Source organism: Prosthecobacter dejongeii, assembly GCF_014203045.1.
GTDB classification, from domain to species: Bacteria; Verrucomicrobiota; Verrucomicrobiia; order Verrucomicrobiales; family Verrucomicrobiaceae; genus Prosthecobacter; species Prosthecobacter dejongeii.
In genome coordinates, this window is record NZ_JACHIF010000011.1 from 24,807 (window position 1) to 39,516 (window position 14,710).

8 protein-coding genes are annotated in these 14,710 nt (G+C 56.4%); 6 read left to right on the forward strand and 2 right to left on the reverse strand.

The annotated features are described in order from the left end of the window. The first annotated feature begins 88 nt into the window (after nt 1-88). A complete protein-coding gene (locus HNQ64_RS20625; protein ID WP_184212284.1) occupies nt 89-742 on the forward strand; it encodes a hypothetical protein in 654 nt (217 codons plus the stop codon). Nucleotides 743-921: 179 nt separating this feature from the next. Here the strand turns inward: HNQ64_RS20625 and leuS are convergent, their stop codons facing one another. Beyond that, nucleotides 922-3,522, reverse strand: coding sequence for a leucine--tRNA ligase (leuS, locus tag HNQ64_RS20630; protein WP_184212292.1), 2,601 nt, complete (start codon nt 3,520-3,522; stop codon nt 922-924). A 345-nt stretch (nt 3,523-3,867) separates the two neighbouring features. Here leuS and vccD point away from each other — a divergent pair, with 345 nt between their 5' ends. From vccD to vccA, 4 genes are all read left to right on the forward strand, one after another. Then, on the forward strand, nt 3,868-4,605 hold the full coding sequence (gene vccD / locus HNQ64_RS20635) for a Verru_Chthon cassette protein D (protein WP_184212294.1): 738 nt from the start codon (nt 3,868-3,870) through the stop codon (nt 4,603-4,605). A gap of 155 nt (nt 4,606-4,760) precedes the next feature. Beyond that, the gene (gene vccB / locus HNQ64_RS20640) at nt 4,761-5,288 is read left to right on the forward strand and encodes a Verru_Chthon cassette protein B (protein WP_184212296.1); all 528 of its coding nucleotides are present in this window, start codon (nt 4,761-4,763) and stop codon (nt 5,286-5,288) included. After that, on the forward strand, nt 5,285-6,337 hold the full coding sequence (vccC, locus tag HNQ64_RS20645) for a Verru_Chthon cassette protein C (RefSeq protein WP_184212298.1): 1,053 nt from the start codon (nt 5,285-5,287) through the stop codon (nt 6,335-6,337). Before vccB ends, vccC begins: the two co-directional genes overlap by 4 nt. Nucleotides 6,338-6,385: 48 nt before the next feature. After that, nucleotides 6,386-10,177, forward strand: a complete 3,792-nt coding sequence (vccA, locus tag HNQ64_RS20650) for a Verru_Chthon cassette protein A (RefSeq protein ID WP_184212300.1) — start codon at nt 6,386-6,388, stop codon at nt 10,175-10,177. A gap of 72 nt (nt 10,178-10,249) precedes the next feature. Here vccA and HNQ64_RS20655 read toward each other — a convergent pair whose 3' ends face one another. Beyond that, the gene (locus HNQ64_RS20655) at nt 10,250-11,650 is read right to left on the reverse strand and encodes an MBL fold metallo-hydrolase RNA specificity domain-containing protein (RefSeq protein WP_184212302.1); all 1,401 of its coding nucleotides are present in this window, start codon (nt 11,648-11,650) and stop codon (nt 10,250-10,252) included. 124 nt (nt 11,651-11,774) lie between these two features. Here HNQ64_RS20655 and HNQ64_RS20660 point away from each other — a divergent pair, with 124 nt between their 5' ends. Beyond that, nucleotides 11,775-14,648: a PVC-type heme-binding CxxCH protein gene (locus tag HNQ64_RS20660; protein ID WP_184212304.1), complete on the forward strand. Its 2,874-nt coding sequence runs from the start codon at nt 11,775-11,777 to the stop codon at nt 14,646-14,648. Nucleotides 14,649-14,710 lie beyond the last annotated feature (62 nt).

Below are 14,710 nucleotides of genomic sequence, written 5' to 3' on the forward strand. Positions count from 1 at the left end.
GGCTGGGCCTAACATTGAGCCTGACTGTCAGTTTACAGATCCCTCAAGTCATCGTTTTAAGTTTATCCTCACCTGATTCCCCCTTTTCATGAAATCCGTCAAACACCTCGATTTCGCCATCGTTCTGATAACTATCCTCTCATTAGCATGGTGGATTGCAGGCGAACCCGAAGTGGCCTCAAGAGATTTCCTCACGCAGCGTGCCGCCACTCAGGGGCCTATCGAACCTGCCTTCTGTGGTCCGTTACGCCCACCGATGCCACCGCCTCCGATTGACAGTCCTGACGGCATCCATCTCTATGCCACCACACCGAAAGGCACTATTCATCCTCTGCCTGTGATTGAAATCGTTGACGCTCTTCCCGCTCCTGAAGGCATACCTAACCCAAAGTACGGCAACGCTAACTACCCCAAAAACGAAACCCTCTTTGACGACGTGCAGACCGTCACTACGCTGCTTGAAGAATTCCGCCGTTCCTTTGGGGCCATGCCTACAGGCGAGCTGAATGACGAAATCGTTCGCCGTCTCCAGGGGGAGAATCCCAAAGGCATCGCAGTCTTGCCAAAAACCCACCCCTCCATCAGTCCAGACGGCGAGCTCCTGGACCGATACGGCACCCCTTATCGTTTCCACCCTGAAAGCGCTTGGCAGATGACGATCCGCTCGGCCGGCCCTGACAAACAGATGTGGACGTCGGACGACCAACTCAGCGAAAACGCTCCCCTCACCACTCAGCTTTAAGCGGGAACGAGCCGCCAGAACGGTTTTCCGCGAGACGCAGAAAACAGCAGGAGGGACGCCCGCGCTCCATGAAGAGCTGCCGCCCCACACGAAGCTTCCAAGATGCGGAACGTCCCACCTCTCATAAACAAAAAAGCCGTGCTCCCAGGCAAGAGCACGGCTTCAACAAATCATCCGGATTACACCACGATGTTAACCAGCTTACCTGGCACCACGATCAGTTTTCGCACGGGTTTACCTTCCATGAACTCCTGCACACGCGGACTCGCGAGAGCGATTTTTTCGATCTCTTCCTTGGTGGCCTGAATGGCGATGCGAGCTTTGTCACGCAGCTTGCCATTCACCTGAAAGACGATTTCGACTTCGTCTTCCACCAGGGCCGCAGGATCATAAACTGGCCAGGTTTCATCACTCAGCAGCCCTTTCACTGCCACCTCAGGGAAGGCCCCAGCGATGCGTGAATTCAGCTCCTCAGCCAGATGCGGGGCAAAGGGGCCCAGCACCTTCAGGAAAGTCACGATTTCACGCACGGGCTTGGCGGTGGCTGCCGTGAAAGCATTTGTGCACACCATCATCTGCGCGATCGCGGTGTTAAAGCTCAGCTTCTCGATGTCCTCTCCGCACTTCTTGATGGTCTCGTGCAGCACCTTCGTCACGGCCTTGTCCGCAGGTACATCTTGCAGCGTGCTGGAGATGCTCCACACGCCTTCCGCGTTCTGTTCCATGACCAGACGCCACACGCGGGCCAGGAAGCGATACACGCCCTCCACGCCCTTCATACTCCACGGTTTCACCTGCTCAAGCGGGCCCATGAACATCTCATAAAGGCGCAGTGCATCCGCGCCATACTCGCGCACCACATCATCCGGGTTCACCACGTTGCCGCGGCTCTTGGACATCTTCTGCCCGTCCTCACCCATGATGAGGCCCTGGTTCACCAGACGCTGGAAGGGCTCTGGCGTGCTGACGTAGCCCAGGTCAAACAAGACCTTGTGCCAGAAGCGCGCATACAGCAGATGCAGCACGGCATGCTCCGTGCCGCCCACGTACAAATCCACACCGCCGGGCTTGCCACCGCCCATCCAGTATTTCTCCGCCTCTTCGCTGACGAATCGTTGGTTATTCTGCGCATCACAATACCGCAGATAGTACCAGCAGGAACCCGCCCACTGTGGCATCGTATTCAGCTCACGAGTCGCCGTTTCGGAATACTTCACCCAATCCGTCGCCTTGGACAGCGGCGGTTCCGGCGTGCCAGTAGGCTTGAAGTCTTCCAAAGTCGGCGGCAGCAGCGGCAGCTCCGTCTCTGGGATGGAACGATGCTCGCCATTCTCCCACACGATGGGGAAGGGTTCGCCCCAATACCGCTGACGGCTGAATAGCCAGTCACGCAGTTTGTAGTTCACCATGCCCTTGCCCAGGCCTTTTTCCTCCAGCCAGGACGCCATCTTCTTTTTGGCTTCTGCGGTGGACAGGCCATCCAGAAAGCCAGAGTTCACGGCAAATCCTTCATTTGCAAAACAAGCAGCAGGTTCCATCTCACAGACGGCCCCTCCTTCTCCGCTCAGCTTCGGAGCAGCGGCAACGACTTCACGGATTGGTAGATGGAACTTCGTGGCGAATTCCCAATCCCGTTCATCATGCGCAGGCACGGCCATGATGGCACCGGTGCCGTAGCCCATCATGACGTAGTCGGCGATCCAGACGGGGATCTTCTCGCCATTGACCGGATTGATGGCAAAGCCGCCTGTGAAGACGCCGGTCTTATCTTTGGCCAGCTCGGTGCGCTCAAGGTCGGACTTGGAACCGATGGCTTTCTGATAAGCTGCCACGGCGTCCTTCTGTTCGGGTGTCGAAATCACTTCCACCAGCGGATGCTCTGGGGCGATGACCATGTAGGTCGCACCAAACAACGTGTCTGGACGTGTGGTGAAAACCGTCACTGTTTGCTCGCTGCCCACCAGGGCAAACTTCACTTCAGCACCTTCGCTGCGGCCGATCCAGTTGCGCTGTAGCAGGCGGATGCTTTCTGGCCAGTCCAGGCCGTCCAATTCATCGATCAGGCGCTGGGCAAAGGCGGTGATGCGCAGCATCCACTGTCGCATGGGGCGACGCTCCACCGGGAAGCCACCCACCTCACTCTTGCCATCCACCACTTCTTCATTCGCCAGCACCGTGCCCAGCTCCGGGCACCAGTTTACCGGAGCCTCGCTCACGTAAGCGAGGCGGCGGGCGTCAATCTCTGTGCGGCTCAGGCCTTGAGCCTCCAGCTCGCTGATGGGCGCAGCTTTGCCTTCGGCATTCACGTAGCTATTGTACAGCTTGGTGAAAATCCACTGCGTCCACTTGAAGTAACCCGGATCGGTGGTGTTCACCTCGCGGCTCCAGTCATAGGCAAAGCCCAGCCGCTTCAACTGACCCCGGAAGCCCTCAATATTCGCTTCCGTCGTCACGCGTGGGTGCTGACCGGTCTTGATGGCATACTGCTCCGCCGGCAGGCCGAAGGCATCCCAGCCCATGGGGTGCAGCACGTTATGCCCCGTCATCTTTTTATAGCGGCCGATGATGTCCGTGGCCGTATAGCCTTCCGGGTGCCCCACATGCAGGCCCGCACCGCTGGGATATGGGAACATGTCGAGCACATAATACTTCGGCTTGGAAGCATCAAAGTCCGCATCCCCAGGATTCGGGGTACGGAAAGCCTGCCTGGCATCCCACTCGGACTGCCACTTCGGCTCAAACTCAGAAAAAGGAAATGCTTTACGCTGCTCGCTACTCATACAGGGGCGCGCAAGAAGGCGTGCCCCGGCCATTTCGCAACCAAGGAGTTTACCTATCCCCAGGATAACGCAGGCTGCACTCAGACTGCGCCCACCTCCAGAGAAGATGGTGACACCGTCCCGACTGAAAAACACTTTTCTCCAAGTCTCACCGTCCCCCTAACTAGATTTGTAAAACAAGATTGGCTTTTTCAAAACCCATTTCCCGTGCAACCGAAGCTGTAAAGCCCGATGACACGCCTCAATAAGAAAAATCTTTCTTGTTAACCGCACAAAGTCATAAAAAGACAATCAAAAATCATTTTTATATTGAGCAAATTTGTCCGTGTATTTACAAAGTAATACATGAGAGCGACTCATCCCACCAGCCAAAGAGTGATTTCCGCTTCTACCCCGGGTGAATTTTCCCCGCCTTCACGGCTCAGGAGCGAGACAGAAGCTTCGCTCCACAGGCTGTCTTTAAACAACGCCCGCCAGCGGCGATCTGGTTTTACCCTGATTGAAGTTCTCGTCGTTGTTTCCATCTCTACCATTCTCCTAACCTTAGCCGCCAATGTGGCTCAGGATGTGGTGGTGGCGAATCAGATCACCTCGGCCGGTGAAACCGTTATGGATGAACTCCGGTTAGCCCGCCATACAGCCATCGCTAAAGATCGTGTGGTGGAAGTTCGGCTTTACCGTCCCAACGTCCCAAACTCCTTTGGTGAGGACCAAGGGGTGAATGCTCTACAAGCCTTCATATTCGACGAGGACAATGCTACAGCGAAACCCTTGCGCGAAGCACGCCGCCTGCCCGAGGCTATCCACATCAGTGAAGATAGCAGCCTCTCCACCCTGATCTCAGATTCCCGTCTGAAAAATGACTGGAAGACAGGGGATGAGCAAATTCCCCTGTCAGATGGTGGCACAGATTACAGCGCTTTTCGCATTCGTTTCCTACCAGATGGTAGCACGGACTTAGATAGCCAACAGCAGTGGTTTTTGACGATGTATCCTCGATCCGTCAAAGAATCACCACCGCCTAACTACGTCACCGTTCAGATCAAACCGGCGCGCGGCACCATCCGCAGTTACCGGCCCTGATTTGAGCTCAGCATAGCCCCGCGTCACTGTAATCCAGCGTGCCGCACACGACGCGGGAAAAGACAAACCCAACAATAATACACTTTTTGTTAGGCTAATATTTAGCTTTCTTTCGAAAAAGGCCAGAAGCCATACCCCTCAGCCCCTATCTCCCCATGAAAACGTCCCTCCCCCCCAGGTCACGTCTCGGATTCTCATTGGTTGAAGTCGTCGTCGCCATCGGCATCGCAGCTTCCACGATCACCCTCATGATCGGCCTGATTCCAGCAGGTTTAACGAATTTTCGCGATGCTCTCAATACCACGGTCACTTCACAGATCGGCCAGCGATTGTTGTATGAAGCTGCGCAGACAGACTACCAAGTCCTCACCGCTGCACCCGCTACGAAGCCATGGCGCTACTTTGACGACGAAGGCACTGAATTAACAAGTGAAGCAGGAGCCATCTATCACGCCCTGACTCGGGTGCAAAATACCACCTCCATTCCCACGGAGGCTGGAGGCACCCCACAACCTCATCTCGCTACCGTCATCGTGCAGGTGGCACTGAATCCTGAAGGTCAAGAGCTGCCGATTGCAGGCCCATCCACAGGCCCCGCAGATCCTCCTGAAGGCACTTTAGACTCCAGCATGACATCCCTGAAGTTTTCCACTTTCACCGGCCATGTGGCTAAAAGTCTATGAGCCCACACCATCATCCTAATACTCAGTTAGGCCAAAGCCATAGAAGCACAGGCTTCACCCTGGTCGAATTGCTAGTAAGCATGGCTGTGGTGACCATTCTCATGCTCATTTTCGCCACATTGACAGATCGTACAGCCAATATATGGCGCAGCACTCGGGGCAAAGTCAGCCAGTTTCAACAAGCCCGAGATGCCTTCGAAACCATCTCACGAAATCTGGCACAAGCCACTTTAAACACTTATCTCGACTACTATGACAGCACAGGGGCCAGACGCGATGCAACGAACTCTGCCACCTTTCAGCCAGACCGTTATGGACGTCACTCAGAGTTACGTTTGCGGTCTGGTCCAGCAGCAACTTTGCTAGAGCAGCCCGCAGCCCAGGCCCCCGGTCACGCGCTCTTTTTTTATGCCCCACTAGGCGAATCGGGAGCACCGGCCAATACAGCTCTGCATCATCTGCTAAATCTTACCGGTTACTACATCACCTACGGGGAAGACACCGAAAGACCAGACTTCCTACCCACGGTGCCCACCTACGGGTTCCGCCTTTATGAGTTCAAGCAGCGGTCTGAAAACCTCATTCGTCCTGGCGCGGGCCGCTGGCCCCCAGATGTGACGAACCATCCTGATGCTCACATCATTGCCCGAAACATCGTAGCCATCACTTTCCTACCCAAACTCCCTTCCCAGGGGCCTGCCGGAGATCCCTCCATTGATGCAGATGGCAGCGCATTAGCGCCTAACTATGAGTATGATACCCTGACTGCAGGCCAGGCCGGAGTGCGCAAAGAGCTCAATAGCCTGCACCAGCTCCCGCCCATCGTGGAGGTGACCATGGTGGCGATTGACGATGCTTCAGCGGAGCGCATCGGTCGTGATCCCACACCTCCAGACTTTGGGCTTTCAGGACTCTTTCAAAATGCTGATCCTCTTTCAAGAAAAGCAGACCTCAAGACCCTGCTTGAAACACTGAGGGCACAGCGTCTGAACCCCCGAGTCTTCACCACTGAAGTCAGCCTCAAGTCGGCCAAATGGAGCCGCGAATAATTTCCAACGCGCGGCTTTCAAACTCCTCCCCCCCTCACTTTTCCTCTCATGAAAACTCACCTCCACACACCCCGCAGCGGCGTGGCCTTGGTGCTCGTCATCGTTTTCCTGGCCTTACTCACAGGTCTCATCGTCGCATTCCTCTCCACCGTCAGCACAGAATCTCAGGTGGCGACTCGCTCCGCAGCCACCAGTCGTGGTCGCGAGTTAATTGATACCGTCAATGCTCTCGTCACTGGACAAATTCGGGAAGCTACTTCGCAGGGGGGCGAGATCGCCTGGGCTAGCCAACCCGGCATGATTCGCACGTATGGCACAGCCGATGGCAAAGCTTCTGCGGCTCCCCTGAAATATTACAAGCTCTACTCCGCCCAAAATCTAGTCTGGGCCCCCGGAGCAGGAAACTTCGCGCCTGGAGCGGATGTGCCCGAAGGTTGGGCTGACAATGCGGCTCTCTACAATGATCTGAATCGTCCGGTTACTACCCTCACAGGTCAGCTTCGCTACCCCATCTTCCAGCCCCCTGCCACCACGCCCCCCGCAGATCCCGCCGCTCAACCACCGGTGGGTCTCAGGCTCACCACTCCACCACTGGCTAACACGGGAGCCAGTCCTGCCGCAGGAATCAATGCTGCGCCCATGCCTGTGCGCTGGCTCTATGTCCTGCGGGATGGCCGTCTCACCTCGCCGACCCAGTCCACACCAGCAGGACCCGATGGTGAAGGCGCCACCGTGAGTTGGGAGCCCGGCACGCCAGATGCCCCCACCCAGGCGAACCCTATTGTGGGTCGTGTCGCCTTTTGGACAGATGATGAGACTAACAAAATCAACATCAACACTGCCGCTGGTGACACCTGGGCATCAGCCTCCCCGCTTGAGGCAGGATCTTACTGGGACCTCCCTCGTGTCACCTCCCAATTTGACCGTCAAGCACTGGCCAATTTCCAACCCGCTCAGCATGAATACCAGCGCTACCCCGGCCACCCAGCCACCACTTATCTTAGCGCAGCTATCCCATCTCTGACGCGAGGCCAGATTGCACAAATTTCCACTCGCATCAGTTCCGGTGGCTCTCTGGGAGGGACCAGTTTAGCAACTGCCCCAGTGACTCTAGATGCCGACCGCCTCTATGCTTATGAGGATGAACTCATCTTTGACGATCTCCGTGCAGCCTCGCCCATCACGCCAGCCCAGCTAGAGCAGGCGCGCTTTCTCCTTACCGCTCACAGCCGTGCACCCGAGGTGAATTTGCTCAATCAGCCCCGCATTGCCGCCTGGCCAGTGAGTGTTAACCCGGCGGCCACCCACCGCAGTGCCTATGATCGCCTCATCGCCTTCTGCTCACGCATCGGTGGACGAAACTACATCTTTGATCGGCTCAATGCCGACAGCGCCACCGCCGATTATGTGGGACGAAATGTACAGCTCTACACCTACCTGCAGCGCCTCACATCTGCGCCCATCCCGGGATTCGGCGGCAGCTTTCTAACCAAGTATGGGCAAGATCGGGATCAGATCCTCACCGAGATCTTCGACTACATCCGTAGCACCAATCTATTTGACGACACCATCGAGCCGCAACCTTACGTTTACCCAACCACGGGCAACCAATACACCAATGGCCGCGCAAACCGCACCGGAGCACAACCAGGGCACGGGCAGGTCACCCCTATCCGCATCGGCACCACGCAGGGATTTGGCCGTTTCATGACACTTTCTGAAGTGGGCATGCACTTCATCGCCACGGCTGACTTCACCGTGCCCGAAAGCAACATCATTCCGAAGGACAACGAAGGCCAAGCTTCTCCGAAGCCGACGAATCGCACTTTAGGTTCAGGCGCGAGTGCGGTGAAGCTGAAGACTGGGGAACGCCGCATCGAAGCCATGCTGCTGTTAGAGGCCTTCTCCCCTAGCCAAGGCTGGGGCCCCCTGCGCCCCGACATGCAAATCCGCATTCGTGGCCTGAATACACTCACTGTAAACGGCATTAGCCTCGGCTTCCCTGCTGAGGGGGTGCTTCGCATCGAATCGAATGGCGGTTACCACAGTCGCATGTGGGGTGGCCATGCAGGCACTCGTTTCATGCTCAATGGCCGCCGCTTACCAGCACGTGGAGTGATGCCTGCGGATTCAGGCCACAATGCGAATAACTCGTACCCTTTTGTCAGCGTGCCCATCACCGTCACCGTGCCCTCTGCTGGCACCATGCAGTTCAGTGGTGGTGAGATCACTGTGGATCTGTTCTCAGATTCGCAACAGGCTGGAGGTGCGTTTGACCCACTGGCAGGTCAGACACCCGTGCAGACTCTTACCATCCAGCTACCTGGCGGCACCTTCCCGGTGCCCCGCCTAGCCATGAGTGGCACCATCTATCCCCCTTCCACCACAGACACTCAATCGGTGCAGACCAACCGCGAATTTTGGTGGACCTTTTCGCGCGACGGGGCCCTCGCCGGCACACCAAGCTTCGTCGGCACCGCTGCGGTGCCTGCGGCTGCCGCTGGTCGCATCCACCGCACTGCCGCAGACCCGGGGAGCCGCACCGCACCACGTTCTGGCAACCCCATCCATTTTGTTAGCGGCACGCCCAGCGATGTCGTTCGCACCGTCCAGGTCAGTCATGGCGACTATCGCCTGCTCGCCGCTCAGGCCGCGCCCCCTTCCAGCCTCTGGGTAAAACATCGTTATTACGACAATACCAGTCAATTCAATGCCCACTCCCTCCAAGAAGCGACAGGTAGCAACTACATGGCCGGGGCCGATGACCAAGCTGGAGCTTATGTAGCAGGAGCTCCCTACAATGGCAACAAACGCCCCGACATGCCTTTTGATGCCATCGCCCTCGCCCAGGCCAGCGGCGACTGGGACACTGGCTCCGCTGCCGTTCAAGATGGCCCCTACATCAACAAACCCGACGAAGGCAACAACTACCGCGATAACAACGGCGTGCCCTACTTTGATGCCAATCAGGCACATGAAACGACAGGTCCCACCTTCTTTTCACCCAATCGCCAAATGCCCTCACCCGCCATGTTTGGCTCTCTGCCTAACCAAGTCAAAGCAGGTAAACCTTGGTCCACCCTGCTCTTCCGCCCAGACACTACCGGCACCCACATCGGTGGCCAGACACCTCCAGATCATCTTTGGTTAGACCTTTTCTGGATGCCCGTGGTAGAGCCCTACGCTGTCTCTGAGCCGCTTTCAACGGCCGGTAAAATCAATCTCAATCACCAGATCGTTCCCTTCACTTACATTGACCGCACCACCGCTCTGCGCGCCCTGCTGCGTAGTGAGCGTGTCCTAGCCGTTCCCACCACCACGGCCAATGTCTATAAATCCTCCACCTCAGCCACAAACTACCGCCTGGAGATAGATGCGGATGAAACCTTGAAGCAGTTCAAACAACGCTTCGACGCCGGAGACATCTTCCGCAGTCCCAGCGAGATCTGCGCCATGCATCTGGTCCCCCAAAACTCCACGCTGGAAAACATGACTGCCTTCTGGGAAACGCATAAACTCACAGCGGATAATAGCCGCGAACATCCGTATGCCACGCTGTACCCACGACTCACCACGAAGTCTAACACCTATCGAGTCCACTACCGTGTGCAATCGCTTCAACAGCGCAGCCGCAGCCGTGGGGATGATGCGGATGCCTGGGCCACCTGGGAAGAAGGAAAAGACCGGATCGTCGCAGAGAATCGCGGCTCCTCTATCATTGAGCGCTACATTGACCCCGCAGATCCTGCGCTGCCAGACTTTGCCACCACCCCGAATTCACCCTTGGATTCATTTTATCGGTTCCGCATTCTGGGCAGCACCAAGTTTGGGCCTAAATAAGAATCCTCTCGTCTTGGGTTAACGACCAGGCTCGATGATGATAATCATCAAGTCTGGCCTCTTGCACGCCTGTTACAGCTCCACCGTCTGCATGAAGTTCGCGACTTCCACGCTCCCTCCCGGATGACGAGTGGCTAGGGCCTCACGCAAAACTTCAGAGCGTTCCCTTTCGCCATGCACCAAGAACACACGTCGCTTCGGTCCAGAGATACGGTCAAAGTATTCCAGCAACTCCTCATGGTCTGCATGACCGGAGAAAGAATCCAAAGTTTCGATCTCCGCTCTTACCGTGAATTCATCACCCAAAATATTTACCTTCTGGTGTCCACTACGCAGCTTCCAGCCCAGCGTGTTTTCAGCACAATAACCAACGAACAACAAGATGTTCTGCGCGCCGCCCACATTGTTTCGAAGATGGTGCAAAATACGCCCACTTTCTGCCATGCCTGAAGCCGAGATGATGACCGCCGGGCCCTTCAAAAGATTCAAAGACTTCGACTCATCCACGCTTCGCACCAGGCGCAGCCCCTCAAAGCCAAATGGGTCATCTCTCATAAAAACGGCATCACGCACCTCCGGCTTGAGGTCTTCGATGTGCAGGCGAAAGATCTCCGTCGCCCTGACTGCTAGTGGGCTGTCCACATACACCGGCACTGGGGGGAAACAGTTCTCCGCACGCAATTTATCCAGCGTGTAGAGCAGTTGCTGCGTTCTTTCCACGGCAAAAGCCGGGATAATCATGTGCGAGCCTCTTCGGTGAATCTCACGGATCAGATGGCAGATGTGCTCAGAGGTCTTGGCTGCCATTTCATGATGCCGCCCGCCATACGTGCTTTCCATGATGAGGTAGTCCACATCCGCACACGGCATGGCCCCGTTGAGGAGATCGTTGCCAGGGCGCCCCACATCTCCACTGAACAGGAGACGACACTTCTTTTTCGTTAAATGATCTTCGAGATCCAGCACCACCTGTGCACTACCCAGGATATGTCCTGCATCTATGAAGGTCATCGTCACCCCATCCGCAATGTGCATCGCACGCCCATAGCCGATGGTCACAAATTGCCGCAGACATTCCTCCGCATCCAGCTTCGTGTAGTTGGGCACTAGTAATGGCAGATCATCGCGCTTGCGGTGCTTATTCAGCCACGCGATGTCACTCTCATGAATGTGCGCCGCATCCGGCAGCATGATGCTGCAGAGGTCTCGCGTCGCAGGTGTGGAATAAATGTTCCCTGTAAACCCCTTCTTATAAAGATGCGGCAGATTTCCAGCGTGATCAATGTGCGCATGTGACAGCACCACACAGTCCACTTTGGCCGGATCAAAAGGGAAATCCGCATTCCTTTCCATCGCTTCTTTCCGCCGCCCCTGATACAGCCCGCAATCCAGGAGAATCCTGGCTCCATTGATCTCGATCAGATGCTTGGATCCCGTTGTCGTTCCCGCCGCCCCACAGAAAGTGATTTTCATAGTTGGTTTTGACTATCCCAGCGGAGACTTCGATCAGTAGCAAGAAGGAAAGCACACCCCATGCTACGTATCCTCTTGTCAGCATTGTCACACGCTTCCATCTTTTTGTGTCTCCCCCCCGCTCATGCGTTTCATCCCCCTGCTCCTCGCCCTTCCCTGCGCCCTCCTGGCAGATTTCCCCAAGGTTTACAACAGTGACCCTGGTGATGCCCAGCCCCCCACCCCGCAGCAGGCCTTAGCGAAACTGAAACTACCCGTAGGTTTTCAAGCCACCCTCTTTGCCGCAGAACCCGATGTGCAAAACCCTGTCGCCATGGCCTGGGATAGCAAAGGCCGCATGTGGGTGGCTGAAAACTACACCTATGCCGAGCGAAGCAAGCGCTTCGATCTGGCCCTGCGTGACCGCGTGATCATCCTGGAGGATAAGGACAACGACGGTGTGGCCGAGACGCGCAAGGTCTTCACCGACGACGTTCAAATGCTGACCAGCGTGGAAGTGGGCCACGGTGGCACCTGGCTCATGTGTCCGCCTCAGGTCCTCTTCATCCCCGATGCCAATGGCGATGACATCCCGGATGGCCCCCCACAGGTGATGCTGGACGGTTTCACCGTCGCCAAAGACAACTATCACAACTTCGCCAATGGTCTGCGTTGGGGGCCCGATGGCTGGCTTTATGGCCGCTGCGGTCACTCCTGCCCAGCCAGCCTCGGCGTCCCTGGCACCCCAGAGGCTGAGCGCATCCCCATGAAGGGCGGCATCTGGCGTTTCCACCCTCAGCGGAAAACCGTCGAAGTCCTCACCCATGGCACCACCAATCCGTGGGGCCATGACTGGGACAAAAATGGCGAAATGTTTTTCATCAATACCGTCACCGGTCACCTCTGGCATCTCATGCCTGGCGCACACCTGCATGACACCTCCCCATCCCTGAATCCAGGGGTCTATCAGCGGCTTGATACCATCGCTGACCACTACCACTTTGACACCTCAGGCTCTTGGCAGGAAAGCCGAGACGGCAAAGCCAACGACCTAGGCGGCGGCCATGCCCACATCGGCATGATGATCTATCAGGCTGACCAATGGCCTAACGAGTACCGTGACAAACTCTTCACCCTCAACATGCATGGCCGCCGCGCCAATGTGGAGCGATTAGAAAGACTCGGCTCCGGATACGTCGGCAAGCATGAGCCCGATGTCTTCCTGACCGAAGACGAATGGTTCCGAGGCATCGAAATCAGCACGGGCCCCGATGGCAGCGGCTACTTGCTTGATTGGAGTGACACAGGCGAATGCCACGACTCCACCGGCGTCCACCGCACCAGCGGTCGCATCTTCAAAATCAGCTATGAAAAACCCAGCGCCCGCCAGCCAGCTCTTTACCCCCGCTGTCTCATCGGCGAGGGCAAACTGCAAACCATTTGGAAACAATATCAAGCAGGTCAAACCACCCCCGCGATGCTGCTATCTCACCTGAAAGACGGAAACGAATACGTTCGCGCCTGGGCTATCCGTTTGCTGACTGATCACTGGCCACTCGACACGCTCAAGAGCCAACGTCCTACAGGAGCTGACGCCGCCACAGCCTTTGATGAATCCATCTACACATCATTGGTTCACCTAGCCAAGACAGAGCCATCAAGCGCCGTTCGTTTGACTCTCGCCAGCACTCTTCAACGTCTGCCGCTTCAACATCGTGCTCTCCTGGCCAGTGCACTGGTGAAGCACAAAGAAGACGCTCAGGATAAATTCCTCCCCTCCCTCGTCTGGTACGGCCTCATTCCCTTGGGCAATAGTGATCCGCAAGCACTCGTCACTGTGGCCAAAGACAGTCAGTGGCCTGACACGACTCGCTGGATCACCCGGAATCTCGCGAGCCGATTGGAAAAAAATGCCACTCCTCTCAATGCCCTCTTAAAGAATACCTCGAAGCAACCCGATGCGCACCGGATCGCTATTCTGCAGGGCATGAGTGAAGCGTTCCAAGGCTGGCGCAAAGCCCCCAAACCTGAGGCTTGGGATAGCTTTATTTCTCAGCCACCGCAGGGCTCCGAAAAAGCCATTCGCGAACTCTCCACCCTGTTTGGAGATGGTCGTGCCTTGGATGAAGTCAAAGCCCTTGCACTGGATGATCAGGCTCCGCTTGAAAACCGCCTCGAAGCCCTCAAAACACTCCTTGATGCACGGCCTGCGGATCTCCGCGCCCTCTGTGAAAAACTGCTGGATGTGCGCGGACTGAACGGGTTAGCCGCAAAGGGCCTGGCTCAGTTTGACGACCCGGCCATTGGACAAAAACTGGCTTCCAATTACCGCAAATTCAGCCAAGAAGATCGCCCAGGCATTATCGCGGCTCTGGTATCGCGCCCGTCTTTTGCGAAGGTGCTTCTCGATCAAGTCGGGGCAGGGAAAATCCCCCGCAGCGAGCTCTCCGCGTTTCACGCACGCCAGATTCGGGGTCTCAATGATAAAAGTCTAACCAAAAAGCTCACTGAAGTCTGGGGAGAATTGCGTGACTCCGCAGGAGATAAAACCAAACTCATCGAAGACCTCAAGGCCAAGCTAAGTCCAGACGTCCTCGCCAAGGCTGATCTCAGCAAAGGCCGCGCCATGTACCAGATCTGTGCCGCCTGCCACGTCATGTATGGCGAAGGTGGCAAAGTAGGTCCTGATCTCACAGGATCCGGCCGGGCCAATCTTGATTACCTCCTCGAAAACATCGTGGACCCCAGCGGGGTCGTCAGTGCCGACTACCGCATGAGCATGCTCACCCTCAAAGACGGCCGTGTCCTCAGCGGAGTCATCGCCCGCCAGAACGACCGCACCCTCACCCTCCGACTGATGACGGAAGAAACCACTGTCGAGAAAAGTGAGATTACCAAACAGGATACCTCCCCCGTCTCCATGATGCCCGAAGGCCTCCTCATGGCCTTCCAGCCTGATCAAATCCGCGATCTCATCGCCTACCTCATGCACCCCTCCCAGGTCCCCCTACCCAAGTAATTCCTAACGGAAAATAATTGCGTAGAACAAAGGACAGCAGCCAAGCGAAGCTAAAGTAGTCA